This is a genomic window from Streptococcus equinus (genome assembly GCF_900101445.1).
GTDB classification, from domain to species: Bacteria; Bacillota; Bacilli; order Lactobacillales; family Streptococcaceae; genus Streptococcus; species Streptococcus equinus_B.
Window position 1 is genome coordinate 627,880 of the sequence record NZ_FNKE01000001.1, and the last position, 16,717, is coordinate 644,596.

General features: G+C 37.7%; 17 protein-coding genes. 1 reads left to right on the forward strand and 16 read right to left on the reverse strand.

What is annotated here, in order from left to right; genetic code table 11:
* Positions 1–125: 125 nt before the first annotated feature.
* The 15 genes from BLR83_RS03125 to BLR83_RS03195 form a co-directional block, all read right to left on the reverse strand.
* Positions 126–1,658 (reverse strand): ClC family H(+)/Cl(-) exchange transporter, encoded by a 1,533-nt coding sequence (locus BLR83_RS03125; protein ID WP_074560282.1) that lies wholly within the window; start codon positions 1,656–1,658, stop codon positions 126–128.
* A gap of 148 nt (positions 1,659–1,806) precedes the next feature.
* On the reverse strand, positions 1,807–2,880 hold the full coding sequence (locus BLR83_RS03130) for an ABC transporter substrate-binding protein (RefSeq protein WP_074560283.1): 1,074 nt from the start codon (positions 2,878–2,880) through the stop codon (positions 1,807–1,809).
* Positions 2,873–3,664: an ABC transporter permease gene (locus tag BLR83_RS03135; RefSeq protein WP_061407897.1), complete on the reverse strand. Its 792-nt coding sequence runs from the start codon at positions 3,662–3,664 to the stop codon at positions 2,873–2,875. The genes BLR83_RS03130 and BLR83_RS03135 overlap by 8 nt, the downstream gene beginning before the upstream one ends.
* Positions 3,661–4,452: an ABC transporter permease gene (locus BLR83_RS03140; protein WP_006531059.1), complete on the reverse strand. Its 792-nt coding sequence runs from the start codon at positions 4,450–4,452 to the stop codon at positions 3,661–3,663. The genes BLR83_RS03135 and BLR83_RS03140 overlap by 4 nt, the downstream gene beginning before the upstream one ends.
* On the reverse strand, positions 4,439–5,590 hold the full coding sequence (locus BLR83_RS03145; RefSeq protein WP_039696797.1) for an ABC transporter ATP-binding protein: 1,152 nt from the start codon (positions 5,588–5,590) through the stop codon (positions 4,439–4,441). Before BLR83_RS03145 ends, BLR83_RS03140 begins: the two co-directional genes overlap by 14 nt.
* A 27-nt stretch (positions 5,591–5,617) precedes the next feature.
* Entirely contained in the window at positions 5,618–6,520 is a 903-nt protein-coding gene (gene murB, locus BLR83_RS03150; protein WP_039696796.1) for a UDP-N-acetylmuramate dehydrogenase, read from the reverse strand.
* 173 nt (positions 6,521–6,693) lie between these two features.
* Positions 6,694–7,173 carry a 2-amino-4-hydroxy-6-hydroxymethyldihydropteridine diphosphokinase gene (folK, locus tag BLR83_RS03155; protein ID WP_074560285.1) on the reverse strand — a complete coding sequence of 160 codons (480 nt, stop codon included), beginning with the start codon at positions 7,171–7,173 and terminating at the stop codon, positions 6,694–6,696.
* Entirely contained in the window at positions 7,170–7,532 is a 363-nt protein-coding gene (gene folB, locus BLR83_RS03160) for a dihydroneopterin aldolase (protein ID WP_074561096.1), read from the reverse strand. Before folB ends, folK begins: the two co-directional genes overlap by 4 nt.
* Before the next feature lie 67 nt (positions 7,533–7,599).
* Positions 7,600–8,400: a dihydropteroate synthase gene (gene folP / locus BLR83_RS03165; RefSeq protein WP_074560286.1), complete on the reverse strand. Its 801-nt coding sequence runs from the start codon at positions 8,398–8,400 to the stop codon at positions 7,600–7,602.
* Between the two features lie 34 nt (positions 8,401–8,434).
* The gene (folE, locus tag BLR83_RS03170; RefSeq protein ID WP_039696794.1) at positions 8,435–8,998 is read right to left on the reverse strand and encodes a GTP cyclohydrolase I FolE; all 564 of its coding nucleotides are present in this window, start codon (positions 8,996–8,998) and stop codon (positions 8,435–8,437) included.
* A 36-nt stretch (positions 8,999–9,034) separates the two neighbouring features.
* Positions 9,035–10,288, reverse strand: a complete 1,254-nt coding sequence (locus tag BLR83_RS03175) for a bifunctional folylpolyglutamate synthase/dihydrofolate synthase (RefSeq protein WP_074560288.1) — start codon at positions 10,286–10,288, stop codon at positions 9,035–9,037.
* Between the two features lie 180 nt (positions 10,289–10,468).
* Complete coding sequence (pabB, locus tag BLR83_RS03180; RefSeq protein ID WP_074560290.1) at positions 10,469–12,187, reverse strand: aminodeoxychorismate synthase component I; 1,719 nt, start codon at positions 12,185–12,187, stop codon at positions 10,469–10,471.
* Between the two features lie 12 nt (positions 12,188–12,199).
* A complete protein-coding gene (gene rarD / locus BLR83_RS03185) occupies positions 12,200–13,084 on the reverse strand; it encodes an EamA family transporter RarD (RefSeq protein WP_074560291.1) in 885 nt (294 codons plus the stop codon).
* A complete protein-coding gene (thrB, locus tag BLR83_RS03190; RefSeq protein WP_074561097.1) occupies positions 13,071–13,937 on the reverse strand; it encodes a homoserine kinase in 867 nt (288 codons plus the stop codon). Before thrB ends, rarD begins: the two co-directional genes overlap by 14 nt.
* 55 nt (positions 13,938–13,992) lie before the next feature.
* Positions 13,993–15,279: a homoserine dehydrogenase gene (locus BLR83_RS03195; RefSeq protein ID WP_074560293.1), complete on the reverse strand. Its 1,287-nt coding sequence runs from the start codon at positions 15,277–15,279 to the stop codon at positions 13,993–13,995.
* Positions 15,280–15,499: 220 nt separating this feature from the next.
* On the opposite strand from BLR83_RS03195, the gene BLR83_RS03200 reads away from it, so the two are divergent.
* Positions 15,500–16,438: a polysaccharide deacetylase family protein gene (locus BLR83_RS03200; protein WP_074560294.1), complete on the forward strand. Its 939-nt coding sequence runs from the start codon at positions 15,500–15,502 to the stop codon at positions 16,436–16,438.
* 39 nt (positions 16,439–16,477) lie between these two features.
* On the opposite strand, the gene BLR83_RS03205 is transcribed toward BLR83_RS03200, so the two are convergent.
* Entirely contained in the window at positions 16,478–16,666 is a 189-nt protein-coding gene (locus BLR83_RS03205; RefSeq protein WP_074560296.1) for a hypothetical protein, read from the reverse strand.
* Positions 16,667–16,717: the final 51 nt, after the last annotated feature.

A 16,717-nucleotide genomic window follows, 5' to 3' on the forward strand; every position in this document is an offset into this window, starting at 1 on the left:
CACAAATGCTTTCTATGCACACTAGGTTTTGCCTGCTTAACCAGTAACAATCCTCTTACTGGTATCCATTTTACCAAAAATCCCCTTAAAATGAAAGGGGATACAAAAATATTTTATTGATATATTTACATCAATAATTTGCGAATTTTTCCAATTTCTGGTTCATTAACCACCAAGAAAATTGTATCACCAGTATTTAAAACAGTGCTTCCGCAAACCACTTCTGATTTCTTGCGATGAATCTGTGTTGTAATCAAAACATTTTTAGGGAGAGTTAAATCGCGAACACGTTTGCCAGCGATTTTATCTGACACGGTTAACTCAATAAGCGTTGGTTCAATAACTTCGCGGTCTTTTGGAATGGATAAATTTGCCAACATAGCTTCATAGATTGGCTCACCTTTTAGAAGGTCCATGACAATATAAGCTACTAAAGTAACGACTGCAATAGTCATCAATTGTCGGAAATCTCCTACCATTTCTGTTACCAAAATAATGGCAGTCAGCGGAGCTTTTGAAATAGCCCCAAAATAACCAGCCATACCAAGAACGAGAAAATTAACAAGAACAGATGTGCCAATAAAGCCAATTTGGTGCATGCCTAGACCAAAACCAAAACCTAATAATGACCCCAAAGTCAAAATCGGAAGAAAAATCCCGCCCGGTAAACCACTAGCATAACTAAACGTACTCCAAACAAAGCGGATAAGAAAGTACAAGCAAACCACTGCAAAAGTCAAATGACTAGTCGATAGTGACGTAATCAAGCCATTTCCGCCACCTAATAATTGTGGGTAGAAATAACCAATTGGCAGAATCAAGATAGCCGCAAAAATACCATAAAAATAATTGGGAACGTGACAAATTTTGCCTAAGAAGTCATAAAAAAGATTCGCATTCAAGGTTACTTTTTCGTAAAGGTATCCCATCACACCTAAAAATGCCCCTAAAAGCAAAAGCAACCAATAGTGATGTAAAGGTAAAATAACAAGATCACTTGGCATGGCAAGCACAGGAGTCAAACCAAAGATATTTAACGAAATAAAATTGGCAACCAAGCTCGCAACCAGCGCTGAAATCCAAACCAAACGTGAAAATTGATGGTAGATTTCTTCAACAACAAAAAGAAGACCTGCAATTGGAGCATTAAAGGCAGCTGACAAACCTGCTGCGGCACCACTGGCAATTAAGACGCGCTGCTCCATGCGCTGTGCTTTCAATGATTTCGCAACACCTTTTCCAGCCATGGCACCAAGTTGAATACTTGGACCTTCACGCCCTAGCATGAATCCCATTGAAATGGCTAAGACACCACCAATGAATTTTTTCCAAAGAACAGACCACCAATCAGGATGAAGCAAGCCTTTCAGCTCCCCTTCAACGTGAGGAATCCCAGAGCCCTTAATATCTGGATCAGATTTAACCAAAAATCCGATAGCAATGACAACAATCACACTCACTAGTAAAATCAAACCTAGTAAAGTTGGATTTTCATGCGAGAGTTGATAACACTTGACCACTTGCGCGAAAATCTTAGCAATCAAGAGACGAAAAAGACTGACCACGCTTCCGGAAACACATCCTACAATAACACCGCGCCACACAAAGCTAAGGATTGAGGATAGCGAAAATTCGTACTCTCTACGATAACTTTCCATTTAAAACTCCTAACTAATCAAATTGAAAATGTCAAATTAATTTCAACTATTTTTCAAAAAATAACTCACTACTATTTTATCAAATCTTAAAGCTGATTTCGAGTTCATTTAAAAAAGAGCTTGGAAATTCTTCCAAACTCTCTTGGTATCATTTGCGATACATTTTAAATTGTAAGTATAAGTCGTTATAAATACCAAGCCATTTTTGACCAAGGTTGTCATAAACTTCCAAATGGTTAAAGGTTTCTTCAGATGGATAGAAAGCTTTATTTTCTTTAATATCATTTGGCAAAAGTTTTTTGGCTTCTGTATTTGGTGTGGCATAACCGATGTATTCTGCATTTTGCGCAGCATTTTCAGGTTCTAACATGAAGTTGATAAAGGCGTACGCTTCTTTAATGTGCTTAGCTGTTTTTGGAATCACTAAGTTGTCAAACCAAAGGTTAGACCCTTCGCTAGGCACCACGTAGTGAAGGTGTTCATTTGAGTTAAGCATCTCACTAGCTTCACCTGAGAATGTGACACCAATCGCAGCATCGTCATTAATCATGTAACCTTTCATCTCGTCACCGACAATGGCTTTGATATTTGGTGTTAGGTCATCAAGTTTCTTTGAAGCGGCATTTAGCTCAGTCATCGATTTGGTATTTAGGCTGTAGCCAAGAGTTCCAAGACCGATTCCCATTGCCTCACGAGCGCCATCAACTAGCATGATGTCATTCTTGTATTCTGGATTCCATAAATCTGACCAATGCTCTGGCGCTTTATCGACCATAGTATCATTATAGACGATACCAAGCGTTCCCCAGAAATATGGAACTGAATAATCATTATGTTTGTCAAAACTCATGCCCATGAATTTTGAACCGATGTTATCTAAGCCTTTGATTTGAGATTTATCTAATTTGATAAGCAAATGTTCTTTTCTCATCTTATCAATCATGTAATCTGACGGAACGGTGATGTCGTAAGTTGTTCCACCTTGCTTAATCTTGGTATACATTGATTCATTTGAATCAAACGTTTCGTACTGAACCTCGATTCCTGTTTCTTTGGTGAATTTTGTAATCAATTCCGGATCGATATAATCTCCCCAGTTGTAAATCACCAATTTATCAGATTGACTTGATGAACTGGATGTTTTTTGCATATAAACTGAAACACCAAATAGAATCAAGGTTACCGCAACAAGCCCTAGGAAAAACGTGTATAATTTACGCATTGTTTTCTCCCTTCTTATCTTGTGAAATAAAGTAATAACCAATTACAAGCAAGATACTAAAGATGAAGACAATGGTTGAAAGAGCATTAATCTCAAGTGAGATTCCTCGTCTTGCACGCGAGTAAATTTCAACAGAAAGGGTTGAGAAGCCATTTCCTGTAACAAAGAAAGTTACCGCAAAGTCATCAAGGGAATAAGTGAATGCCATAAAGAATCCTGAAATGATACCAGGTGTCAAATATGGCAACATGACTTCTTTTAACATTTGCCATGGCGTTGCCCCCAAATCATAGGCAGCGTTAATCATATCGTCATTCATTTCCTTAAGCCGTGGCAAGACCATAAGCACTACAATCGGAATTGAAAAGGCAATATGACTAAGCAAAACTGTCATAAATCCAAGATTAAAATGGAAAATATCCGCCAAGCGCGTAAATAGAATCAAAAAGCTTGCACCAATCATAACATCAGGTGCCACCATCAAAATGTTATTCATCGATAAAATAGATTGCTGGTGTTTACGACGAGCTTGGTAGATGAAAATAGCTCCAAAAGTCCCAATCACTGTCGCCAGAATTGAACTTAAAAAGGCTAGGAAGAATGTCTGAATCAAGATAAGCATCAAGCGACTATCTGCAAACATTTCTGAATAGTGTTCTAGAGTAAATCCAGTGAAACCATTCATATCGCCACCTTGATTAAAGGAATAGAAAATCAGATAAGCGATTGGAATATAGAGAATAACAAAGACTAAAGCTAGATATAAATTCGCAAATTTTTTCATTTTCGTCTCTCCTTAGTCATCCACATAATCACTAACATTGCCATGATTAAAATCACACCAATGGTTGAACCCATACCCCAGTTTTGTGTTGTCAAGAAGTGCTGCTCAATTGCTGTACCAAGCGTAATCACACGGTTACCACCAATCAAACGAGTCAACATGAACAAGCTAAGACTTGGAATAAAGACTGATTGTACACCACTTCTCACACCATTTAGTGACAAAGGAAAGACAACCTTTGTAAAGGTTTGAAAACCATTTCCGCCTAAATCGTGGCTCGCATTGATGAGATTGGTATCAATATCATCAAGCGCATTGAAAATCGGTAAAATCATAAATGGAATTTCAATGTAAGAAGCAACAAAAATAAATGAAAAATCCGTAAATAAAATTTGTTTGGGACCAATACCGACAAATGATAAGAAGGCGTTAACGCCACCATGTTGTCCAAAAATCCCCATAAAAGCATAAGCTTTTAACAGGAGATTAATCCAAGTTGGCAAAACCACAAGCATCAACCACAACTGCTTATGCTTAAGCTGTGTCAAAAAATATGCTGTCGGGTAAGAAATCAACAAGGTCACAAGGGTAATGATGGCAGCATATAAAATCGAATTAAAACTCATTCGAAGATAAGTCCAAGAACTAAAGAAAGTCTTGTAATTATCCAAGGTAAAATGTCCTTGGATATCAAAGAATGACTGCCATAAAATCAAAATGACGGGAGCAATGACAAACAGTATCAACCATAAAATATATGGAATCGAGAAGAAATTATTTTTCTTCATTGCGCTCCTCCTCGATGGCATGAATCAAACCATCTTCATGCTCTTCCATCTCAACATATTCTTCAAGACGCGCATCGAATTCTTCTTCTGTTTCATTCAAGCGCATGATATGAATATCTTCTGGTGTGAAATCAAGTCCGATGACTTCCCCTTCGATGGCTTTACGCGTTGAGTGAATCAGCCATTCATTGCCAAGCTCATCGTGAGCAATGATTTCATAGTGTACCCCACGGAAAAGTTGGGTATCGACTTTCACACGTAATTTACCTTCTTCAGGCATTGTGATTTGCAAGTCTTCTGGACGGATAACCACTTCAACGGCTTCATTTGGTCGCATACCACCGTCAACCGCTTCAAAACGTTTGCCGTTAAATTCAACCAAATAGTCTTCAATCATTTTACCTGGAATGATATTTGATTCACCGATGAAGGTTGCCACAAAGTGGTTAATTGGTTCATCATAAATATCAACTGGTGTACCTGATTGTACAATTTCACCATCATTCATGACGAAAATCCAATCTGACATTGCCAAAGCTTCTTCTTGGTCATGTGTAACAAAGACAAAGGTAATACCAAGACGTTGTTGCAATTCACGAAGTTCATATTGCATTTCTGTACGCAACTTCAAATCCAAGGCTGATAAAGGTTCGTCAAGCAAAACCACACGCGGTTCATTGATGATAGCACGCGCAATCGCGACACGCTGACGCTGCCCACCAGATAATTTTTGAATCTGGCGATTCTCAAAACCAGCCAAACGTACCATTTTAAGAGCTTCTTCCACTCGTCGTTCAATTTCTTTTTTGTCGACTTTTTTTAATTTTAGAGGAAAAGCGACATTTTCAAAGACATTCATGTGAGGGAAAAGGGCGTAATTTTGAAAAACGGTATGAACATCACGTTTATTGATTGGAATATCATTGATACGCTCTCCATCAAGGAAAACATCACCTGTGGTTGGCTGTAAAAGCCCTGCAATGATATTTAAAATCGTTGATTTTCCGGAACCTGAAGCTCCAAGAAGGGTATAAAATTTTCCTTCTTCTAACTCAAAGTTAATATCCTTTAAAACAACTGTACCGTTATCTTCAAATACTTTTGATACGTTTTTAAATGCAATAATTGGATTAGTCAATTCTCATAAAACCTCCATGGAGCTTCTTTAATCTTTTTTCTCGCCGATAATGCGAACTTCGCGCTCTAAACGAACGCCTGAATTTTTCTCAACTGTGTCAATAACGTAGGCAATCAAATCTTCATAATCTTGAGCTGTACCGTCAGCGACATTTACCATAAAGCCTGCGTGTTTTTTACTAACTTCAACGCCACCAATACGATGTCCCTTAAGATTTGCTTCTGTGATTAATTGCCCAGCAAAGTGTCCGACTGGACGTTTGAAGACTGACCCACATGATGGGTATTCAAGGGGTTGTTTTAATTCACGTAAGTGAGTTAAACGTGCCATTTCTTGTTCAATCAAGACATAATCACCTGGTTTAAGGGCGAATTTTGCTGAAATAACAATGTCACCGCTATCTTGGACTGCTGAATGACGGTAACCAAACTTCATGTCACGAGCTTCAATTGTCTTAACTTTACCTTCTTTGGTAAGGACTTGAGCTGATACCAAGACATGTGAAATTTCTCCGCCATAAGCACCAGCGTTCATGAAGACAGCACCACCAACGCTACCTGGAATACCACAAGCAAATTCAAAACCAGTTAAACTGTGGTATTTGGCGATACGTGTTGTTTCAACCAAGTTCGCACCAGCTTCTGCTTCAATGACATAGCCATTGACTGTGACAGTATTTAATTTATCAAACATGATAACAAAACCACGGATACCACCATCACGAACAATGATGTTACTTGCATTTCCAAGCACCATCCATGGAATATCATTTTTATTAGCAAATTCAACAATACGAATCAATTCATATCGATTACGTGGAAAAGCGAGATAGTCCGCTGGACCTCCCACTTTCGTGTAAGTATATTTTTTTAAGGGTTCATTAACTCGAATATCAATCCCTTTTAGTTCATCATTTAAAAATTCTAACATTTTCTTCCAACTCTAAAACTATTAATCAAAATTGTAGTTATCATTTGATTAAAATCAACCAATACCCTTATCAATACTATTAGCTCATTTATGATCAAATGATCAATTATCTACTAAAAAATCGGCATAAAGCCGACCTTAATTATAACAAAAAAATCAGCTTTTGACGATATTTAAGACTGAAGTTTTCGCACTTCTTCAAGATTTAATGTTTTTAAATAAGATGTAATAGATTTACCATAAATCTCAAGCGACGGAGCAATTTCAAAAAGCGGTACAAGAACAAAAGCACGCTCTGTCATATAAGGATGCGGCACCTTAAGGGTTTCTGTTGCGATATGCTCGCTACCATACAAAAGAATATCAATATCAATGGTACGAGGTCCCCAATGTTCATGACGAACGCGGTGCAAATCTTTCTCAATTTCTTGGCACTCTGTCAATAATTGCTGAGCATCCAATTCTGTCTCTAATTGACAACAAATGTTCAAAAAATCATCTTGATCCGTCTTACCCCAAGCTGCTGTTTCATAAAATGAAGAAACAGCTGCAAGTGATGTTTGTGGCAGTTGATTTAGACGTTCAAGAGCCGCTTCAAGATAGGCTTTCTTGTCACCAATATTACTGCCTAAACTTAAATAAACACTAATCATACTCTCTCCCGTTCTAGCTCAATGCCAACAGAATCATAGTGCCCATTAATTGGCGGATTTTCTTTGGAAATTTTTAAAGTAATAGCTTGAACTGGTGGAAATTCTTCAAAAATATCTTGGCAAATAGCTCCAGCCAAACGTTCAATTAAAATGTATTTATTTTCTTCTACCTGTTTTTTGATAGTTTCAAAGACTAATCCATAATGAACAGTGTCTTCTAAACGATCAGACTGCGATGCTTTTGTCAAATCAACAGACAAGATACAATCAACAACAAAAATTTGCCCTAACGTTTGTTCTTCTGCAAAAGCACCATGGTAACCGTAAAAGCGGCATCCTTTTAAATGAATTTTATCCATATTATTGGTAACAAAGAAGAAAGTCTGAGATACTTTTCTCAAACTCTTTCTTCTCCTCTTACTCCTTTCAAACGAGTTGACTAATCACTTTAACAATATCGCGATTGAGATCAACATTATGCACGCGGACGATTTGACAACCTTTAGCAATTGCCCAAGCTGACAGTGCCGCTGTTCCCATATCGCGCTCAAGAGCTGCTGTCCCGCCTCCTAGCAGATAATCTACTGTGCGTTTACGAGAAATGCCAAATAGAACTGGGTAACCAAGCTGACAAACAGCATCCAAACCTTGCAAAAGTTCAATGTTTTGTGCTTCATTTTTAGCAAAACCAAATCCTGGATCAATCCAGATATTTTCTTTAGCAACACCAGTGTCCAATGCGGCTTGCGCACGTTCTGCTAAAAAGTCACAAACTTCTTTGGTAATATTGTCATACTTTTCTTCTTTTTGATTGTGCATCAAAATAATTGGCACGTTTTTTTCAGCAGCAAGCGCAAGCATTTCCCCATCGTAAAGTCCTGCCCAAACGTCATTTAAAATATCTGCACCTGCTTCTAAGGCAGCACGCGCAGTTTCTGTTTTGTAGGTATCAATACTGACCAAGATATCAAATTTTTCCTTGAGAGCCTTAATAACTGGTACAACACGATTAATCTCATCAGCTGCTTCCACAAAAGTGTATCCTGGTCGTGTCGATTCGCCACCAACATCGATAATTTTTGCCCCTTCAGCAATCATTTTCTCTGCTTGCTCAAGCGCTTTCTCAACCGATGTGTAAGAACCTCCATCAGAAAAAGAATCTGGAGTGACATTTAAAACTCCCATGATACAAGCTTTGCCATCAATGTCATGTTTACCAACTTTCATTATGATCTCCTTAGCAATACAATACCTTAAGCGATTATTTTCCTAAAATCAAAGATAGGATTTCCTTACGTTCTTCGCGGTCTTCTTTAAAAATCCCTTTAGCGACAGTTGTCACCGTTTTACTTCCAGGTTTTTTAATGCCACGCATTGTCATGCACATATGCTCTGCTTCAATCATGACAAAAATGCCTTTTGGATGAAGAGCTTCTTCCAATGCCGTAGCCACTTGGTCAGTCAAACGTTCTTGCAACTGCGGACGTTTACTTGCTACTTCAACAGCACGCGCTAATTTACTAAGACCTGTTACGCGACCATCGCTTGGCAAATAAGCAACATGAGCTTTTCCATAAAAAGGAACCAAGTGGTGCTCACACATTGAGTAAAACGGAATATCTTTAACGAGAACAACCTCATCATGATTTTCGGTAAACACAGCTGTAAATTGATCTTTAGGATCTTCATTCAAGCCTGAAAACATCTCTTGATACATTTTTGCAACACGTTTAGGCGTATCTAGTAAGCCCTCACGTTTTGGATCTTCTCCTAGAGCTTCTAAGAGTTGGTAAACTGCTGCTTCGAGTTTTTCTTGATTTGCCATTTTATTTTCCAATCTTTTTATTTTTTCTATTATAGCTTAATTTTGCTGTCTTGACAAAAGTACAGGACGCACTTGTGAAATGAAGTAAAGTGAGCCAGTAATCAGATAAAAATCATCCTGACTCTCCAAATCAATCTGCTTAAGCCAATCTTGCCAATTGGCTACTTTATGGTATTGACTTGGGTATTTTTCCAAAGGCAGTGCATTATGATAAACAAAAGTTGTCACATCCACGTCAGCTAATTGACTAAGCAAGTCAAGCATTGAATCAATTGGCTTAGTGTCAATGGCTGCAAATAAAATATGCAAGTGTTTATCTTTGTATTTTTGCATGACGTTAACAAGCGCTTGAACACTTTCGTTATTATGAGCACCGTCAATCATGACATTTGGAAAGACCAATTCTGTACGACCTACCCAGTGAGTTTTGGCTAAGCCAGCTTTAATGATTTCTTTAGTCACTTTTGGATAACGCTCGCGTAACTGGAGGGCTGCTGTAATAGCTAGACTAGCATTGCTGACTTGGTGTTTTCCAGGCATAGCTAAGCTAACTTGCTCAAGCGTTTCTTTGCTATGATAATCAAAACCTTTTTCATTTTCTGAAGCAGAAAAATCCTTCCCGAATTCATAAAGTCTGCTATGACACCCTTTTGCTTTCTCAGTGAAAACTTGACGAACATCATCACGCTCAGTCGCAAAGATGAATGGAACTCCTTCTTTTAAAACACCCGCTTTTTGCGCAGCTATTTCCGCATAAGTCTGTCCTAAAATATTCTGATGATCTAAGCCAATTGACGGGCAAAGAACTGCCAAAGCTTTGAAAACATTGGTTGAGTCGTAAAGGCCACCCATTCCAGCTTCGATAATCGCGATGTCAACTGGGTGCATGTGACCAAAATATTCAAACATTAAAACGGTAATAACTTCAAATTCTGTGGCTGGTTCTAAGTAAGTTTCAACAGATAAACGTTCCACAACAGGTTGAACACGTTCCACCAATTTCAGAAAATCAGCCTCAGAAATCATTTGCCCATTTAGGCTAATGCGTTCGCGAAAATCAACAATATACGGTGACGTAAATGTCCCAACTTCATAACCAGCTAGCGAGAAAATGTGTTGTAAATAGCTGGTAACTGATCCTTTACCGTTTGTTCCAACAACGTGGACAGCGGCAAGCTTTTCTTGAGGATTGCCAAGTTCTTCAAGCATCCAAGCCATTCGTTTTAAACCAGGCTTGATTCCAAATTTTAACTTGCCATGAATCCAATCTAAAGCTTCTTGATATTCCATTTGATGAATGTCCTACTATGACCAAAAGTTGCTGACATTAAAAATAAGATTGAGACATTTACCTCGAAATCTTTCAATGATAAGCTTTTAGCGCATATACCTTTCTCTTATAAAATTACAATAACACTTCTATTATAGCACAAGGAAAGTCGATAGAAACGATTTCTAAAAGAAGCTTTGCTATTTATTCAAAGTGATTTCATAAACGCCACGAACACTGTTACATACGTAGATGTGACTGGCTTTCTTTAAATCATCTTTTGTCAAATATGCTTCAATCACGCGACCTTCCTTGATTAATTTTTGCCTGCAAATGCCGTCTAAAATTCCCACGTCAACTGGGGGCGTATACCATTTTCCATCGATTTCTAAAATGAGATTACCAATAGTCGTTTCCTGCAGATAACCCTTATTAGAAATAAAGATAGACTCACCAGATAAACTTTGTAAATGCGGACGATAGGTCGTCTTAAAATAAGTAAACGGACTGTCAATTGACTCACTGCGATGAACTAGCTCAGCTTTCAGATAATTTTCTGGCAACTCTCTAAATTCTGCTAGCTCGAACTGAAGAGTACCTGTTTGCTTCACTAAAATTCGCAAACGATAATCAGCATCATCTAACTCCTCAAGCTGCTTAGAGAGTTCTGCTAAAAACTCTTCTTTTGAAAACGGATAAGCAAAATACCTTGCCGACTCTTTTAAACGCATGATGTGTTCGTCTAAATCCACCACTTGCTTATGAGATACCCTAGCGGTTGTGAGCAAGTCAAAGTCAGGTTGATTACGATATAAAACTGCTGCCTTATCGCAAGCCTCTTTGTACTCATCTTCACAGACACTGCCCCAAGTAATGCCACCACCAGCACCATAAATTGCTTGATTACCTAATTTTTGAATGGTACGAATACCAACATTAAAGATAGCATCTCCATTTGGCAGACAAATCCCAATCGTCCCGCAGTAAACGCCTCGAGCTTGCTTTTCTAGCTGATTGATAATCGCCATTGTCGCAATCTTAGGAGCTCCAGTTATTGACCCACAGGGAAAAAGGGCAGAAAAAATATCAGAAAGTTTTTTATCTGATTGCAACTGGCTTTCAATGGTTGAGGTCATTTGCCAAACCGTTGAGTATTGTTCAACCTCACAGAGTTTTGTTACCTTGACACTACCGATTTCTGAAATGCGTCCCATATCATTACGTAGCAAATCAACAATCATCATGTTTTCAGCACGATTTTTACTATCATTTGCCAGCCAGATTTTATTTTGCAAATCTTCTTTGGTCCTATAACCACGAGTAATCGTTCCTTTCATCGGACGCGTTATCAGACGTCTGCCCTCTTTTTTAAAAAAAAGCTCTGGGCTAACAGACAAAATGGCAAAATCATCATGTTCGATATAGCAGTTATAAGCTGCTTCTTGGGCAATGACTAGATGATTGTATAAAGCAAAAGCATCTTCTTCAAGTTGACTGGATAATTGAAGAGTGTAGTTAACTTGGTAGGTATTTCCTTGCCTGATTTCCTCTTTAATCCTAGCAATAGCTTTCTCATACTCACCCTTAGTCGTCCTTGATTGCCATGATTTTGGCAATTGAATATTTTTTTGAGATTGACACGGGAAAGGTTCTTTTTTAACTTCTTGATGAACCGTAAAATAAGCCAAATACTCACCAGAAAGAGGGGTAGATTTGACCGAAAACTTCTCATCAAAGGCTTTAGCTGCCTCATAACTCACATAACCAATGACATAATATCCTTGCTTTTGGTAATTCTCCACCTCTTGCAAAATGGTTTTAACATCCTTTACCGACTTAGCAAAAAGCTCAATCAAGGGATTTTCAAAAATTAAACGTTGTCCTAATTCCTTAAAATCAACAACAGTCTTTTTGTGCATATTAGCTCCAAACTACTTATTTTTACGCATCACAATAACTTGTCCTAAAATAAAGACAGCAATGGCAATCCAGATAAAGATAAATCCTTTTAATTGTCCTGCAGCTATTGTTTCTTTAAAAATAAGAACCGCAATAATCAACTGAATCGTCGGGTTAATGTATTGAATAAAGCCAATAATATTCAACGGTGCACGCTTAACGGCCTCTGCAAATAAAAGCAAAGGAATTGCCGTCACCACGCCAGAAATTACCAGCAAAACATTCTCCAGCAAAGTATAATCAAGCATACTTTCCTTACTAAAAGCTATCAAATAAATGATAACAAAAGGCAAAACCAGACTACTTTCAACCAGCATAGCAACATCACTGGATAGTCGAACATTCTTCTTAACCAAACCATATAAACCAAAAGATAAGGCCAAAATAATCGAAACTAGTGGCACTTGCCCAGTGTCAAAAGCTAACATTCCAACCCCAAATCCTGCAATAGTAATTGCCAAAAGCATCCACGGGCTTAAACTTTCGTGCAAGAAAATCACAGTAAGTAAAATGGAAACAAGTGGCATAATATAATAACCAAAACTCGCCTGAGTAGCTTGACCATGTGCCACTGCAAAGATGTAAGTCAGCCAGTTAATAGCAATCAAAAAGCTCGCCAAAATCATCATGAATAGTTTCTTCTTATCAGCTATCAAACCACCAATCTCACTCTGATAACGCTTGTGATTTCTAGATACCAGCATGTAAAGTAACATGGTAATGACTGTAAAAATGATACGATAAGAAAAGGTGTTATATGAACTAACACCTGAAAGTAATTTCCAATAAAGGGACAAAAAGCCCCACAAAATGTATGTTACTAAACCAAGTAGAAAACCTAAATTAGTCTTTTTCAACAAAAACTCCTTTAGTATCTACATGTAGAGCAACTACTTCACCGTCCAAGCCAAGTGATTGAACAGCCTCTAGAACTTTGCTTTCTTGCTCTTTTGGCGCCAAAACCATAACTGTTGGACCAGCACCAGAAAGATAAGTCGCATAGGCACCTGCTTGGTGTGCTTTTTCTTTAATCTGAGCAAATTCTTTTACTAATTTTTGACGGAAACGTTCATGGAAGAGGTCAGCTTCGATCGCTTTTCCAGCTTTTTCCAAATCTCCTGTCAAAAGAGCTGCAATCGCAACATTGGCAATTGATGAGGCTGCAACAGCTTCTTTGTAAGAAAATTGAACTGGAAGCACATTACGACTATCACTTGTCTTTAATTCATAATTTGGAATAAAAGCTACAAATGATGCTTCTGGGAAAGTCGCAACAGCACTGTTAACTTTTCCATCAACATATGATGACACCACAAGATTTCCAAAAATAGCTGGCGCTACATTATCTGGGTGCCCTTCAATTTTAGTTGCTAACGTAAGCTTTTCATCATCTGACAAGTTCAAGTCAGCCAATTGATTGGCTAACTCAATACCTGCCACAATAACTGAAGATGAAGAACCTAAACCACGTGCCAAAGGAATATCTGAAACCATCTTAATACGATGTGGTTTTAAATCAGATTTGACTTGCAAAGCTGTCGAAATCAAAAGATTTGTTTCATCACTTGGAACATCACCCAAATCATGCAAAACTTCCCATTTGTCAGCAGCTTCTAAAACCTCAATTGTTAAATACTTAGAAACCGCAACACCAACAGAATCAAATCCAGGTCCAACATTAGCAGAGGTTGCTGGTACTGTAATTTTCATATCACTATAATCGCTCAAAAATGAGCCTTCCTTTCACCTTTAAACTTATCGTTTCTTATTCACCCAATACTTTAAGAGTATTTAAAACTTTGAAATCTTCTTCAGCTTCCAATTTTTCAGTAACCGCAGCCAATTGTGTCTTACTCATTGAGTGAGTAATGATAACCACACGCGCACGAGTACCGTTTGCCTTTTGTTGAAGCACTTGTTCAAATGAAATATTTTCAGAATTGAAGATTTCAGCTAAACGAAGCAATTGACCTTTTTTGTCAGGTGTATTAATTGCAAAATAGTAATGACTTGTCACATCTGAAGGATTTGCCATTTTTGTTTCACGAGCAAATTCGTTGAATGATTTACCAACATTGCCATCTTTAATACGACGGCAAATGCGAATAATATCAGCTGTTACAGAAGTTGCTGTTGGTTTTTGACCAGCACCTGGTCCATAATACATTGATTCACCGATACCGATAGATTCAACAAAAACAGCATTCATAACGTCATTTACACTAGCAAGTGGGTGAGCTTTTGGCAAGAATGTTGGTGACACTTCTGCTGAAATACCTGATTCAACTTCACGGACGTCGCCGACAAGTTTAATCACATAACCAAGTTTTTGGGCAACCGCCACATCATCAGGTGTGATTGTTGTGATACCTTTATGAGCGACATCGTCAAAATCAATTGTCATACCAAAACCAAATTGACTCAAGATAACGGCTTTATAAGCAGCATCGATACCTTCAACGTCATTTGTTGGGTCACTTTCAGCATACCCAAGTTCTTGAGCTGTCTTAAGAGCGTCATCGTAAGTCCATCCTTCATCAACCATCTTAGTCATCATGAAGTTTGATGTACCATTAAGAACACCCAAAATACGAGTCACTTTATCAGAAGTGAGTGAATTTGCTAGTGTACGAAGGATTGGAATACCACCAGCTACTGCTGCTTCATAATAGAAAGCAACGCCTTTGTCCTTAGCAAGCGCAATCAATTCTTTACCATGAGTAGCAATCAAATCTTTGTTGGCTGAAACAACATTTTTACCTGCTTCAAGAGCTTTTGTGATGAAAGTACGAGCTGGTTCGATACGTCCCATCAACTCAACAACAATGTCAATGCTATCATCACTTAAAATCTCATCAACGTTTGTAACAAAATTATAATCATTTCCGGCAGCCAACAAACGATTTTTTTCTTCATCGTCTTTGACAAGAACCTTAGCGATTTCAATGGTGTCATGAGCTGCTTCCGTAATTTTTGAATGATTTTCTTTCAAAAGGAAAGGAACACCACTAGCAACTGTACCAAAACCGAGCAAAGCAATTTTTATTGACATTTTTTTCTCCTTAGTAAGTAATTTTCGAACGGAAAAGTGATTTTTTCAACCAGCACTTCCTAAAATAAAAACATTTTCTACATTATACCATAAAATTATTCAGAATTTACAGAAAAATAAAGAAGTCTAAAAATCTTTCCCTAATTTAAGGTAAATTCTTTATTCTGTACTAAAAAAGTAGTACAATAAAAGCAGATTTTTGTCTACAAGGGAGATTTTCATGAAAACACGACACAAGCACGAGAAAAAAAGCAAAAAATCACTAATACTCGTCAATATTATTCTATTTTTAGCCTGTATCATAGCTGGCGCCATGCTCTTTTTCACACTAAAAGAGAGTCACTCGATTTTATCAGCAGAAAAAACTGAACAAGTCTCATCAAAATCAAGCAAGCCATCATCGACTGCTCCTTTTACTCAAGAAAGTTCAACCAATCAAACTACTGATAATGATGACGTTAACTGGGTTCAGCAAGATTCAGATGTTTCTCTTCCAATTCTAATGTATCACGCCATTCACGTGATGGCACCCGAAGAAGCATCAAATGCCAACCTTATCGTTGATCCAACAACCTTTGAAAGCCACATCAAGCGCTTAGCTGATGAAGGGTATTATTTCTTGACCCCAGAAGAAGCATATAAAGTTCTAACAGAAAATGTTCTTCCAAACGGAAATGCAAAAATCATTTGGTTAACTTTTGACGATAGTTTATGGGATTTTTACGATAATGCCTACCCTATTTTGAAAAAATATGGTGCTAAAGCAACTAATAATGTGATTACCAGCACCGTTGGAAACCCTGCCAACCTTAGTCTTGACCAAATGCTTGAAATGAAAGAACAGGGTATGTCCTTCCAAAGTCATACCTCTACTCATCCAGACTTATCTGCTAGTGATGACGACACACAAAAATCTGAAATGTCCGATGCGAAAAACTACCTTGACGACAATTTATCACAAGATACCATGACAATCGCCTATCCTGCAGGACGTTATTCTGATACCACTCTCCAACTCGCTGGTGAGCTCAACTACAAACTTGGCATCACAACCAATGAAGGAATTGCTGATAAAAATGACGGTTTATTATCATTAGATCGCATTCGAATTTTACCAGAAACAACAGCTGATAGCCTTATAGCAAGCATCAATCCATAAAAAAAGAGCCTTACTAAGGCTCTTTTTAGTCAATTTTCACTAATAATTTGTCTTTCGAAACATTTTGATTAAACTATAAATAATATAAGCTAAATTTCCCAAAAACAAAGCTGACCACAGATAGACAAAAACTTTTTGATGGTGCTCAATATTATAAAAAACGGCAACTAGATAAATCACCAAATAAACCAATGACATGATTGGAAATGTTTTCTTCTTTTGCTGCATAACTTACTCTCCCTTTAACCGTCATATCATAACACAATTTGAATACGCTGT

What these genes read in the sequence shown, in the direction of transcription:
- BLR83_RS03125 (WP_074560282.1), bottom strand. Translation starts at nt 1,658, where the DNA reads ATGGAAAGTTATCGTAGAGAGTACGAATTTTCGCTATCCTCAATCCTT.
- BLR83_RS03140 (WP_006531059.1), bottom strand. Translation starts at nt 4,452, where the DNA reads ATGAAGAAAAATAATTTCTTCTCGATTCCATATATTTTATGGTTGATA.
- folE (WP_039696794.1), bottom strand. Translation starts at nt 8,998, where the DNA reads ATGGCAAATCAAGAAAAACTCGAAGCAGCAGTTTACCAACTCTTAGAA.
- BLR83_RS03195 (WP_074560293.1), bottom strand. Translation starts at nt 15,279, where the DNA reads ATGTCAATAAAAATTGCTTTGCTCGGTTTTGGTACAGTTGCTAGTGGT.
- thrB (WP_074561097.1), bottom strand. Translation starts at nt 13,937, where the DNA reads ATGAAAATTACAGTACCAGCAACCTCTGCTAATGTTGGACCTGGATTT.
- folB (WP_074561096.1), bottom strand. Translation starts at nt 7,532, where the DNA reads ATGGATAAAATTCATTTAAAAGGATGCCGCTTTTACGGTTACCATGGT.
- BLR83_RS03200 (WP_074560294.1), top strand. Translation starts at nt 15,500, where the DNA reads ATGAAAACACGACACAAGCACGAGAAAAAAAGCAAAAAATCACTAATA.
- murB (WP_039696796.1), bottom strand. Translation starts at nt 6,520, where the DNA reads ATGTTAGAATTTTTAAATGATGAACTAAAAGGGATTGATATTCGAGTT.
- BLR83_RS03175 (WP_074560288.1), bottom strand. Translation starts at nt 10,288, where the DNA reads ATGGAATATCAAGAAGCTTTAGATTGGATTCATGGCAAGTTAAAATTT.
- BLR83_RS03135 (WP_061407897.1), bottom strand. Translation starts at nt 3,664, where the DNA reads ATGAAAAAATTTGCGAATTTATATCTAGCTTTAGTCTTTGTTATTCTC.
- pabB (WP_074560290.1), bottom strand. Translation starts at nt 12,187, where the DNA reads ATGCACAAAAAGACTGTTGTTGATTTTAAGGAATTAGGACAACGTTTA.
- BLR83_RS03205 (WP_074560296.1), bottom strand. Translation starts at nt 16,666, where the DNA reads ATGCAGCAAAAGAAGAAAACATTTCCAATCATGTCATTGGTTTATTTG.
- folP (WP_074560286.1), bottom strand. Translation starts at nt 8,400, where the DNA reads ATGAAAGTTGGTAAACATGACATTGATGGCAAAGCTTGTATCATGGGA.
- BLR83_RS03130 (WP_074560283.1), bottom strand. Translation starts at nt 2,880, where the DNA reads ATGCGTAAATTATACACGTTTTTCCTAGGGCTTGTTGCGGTAACCTTG.
- folK (WP_074560285.1), bottom strand. Translation starts at nt 7,173, where the DNA reads ATGATTAGTGTTTATTTAAGTTTAGGCAGTAATATTGGTGACAAGAAA.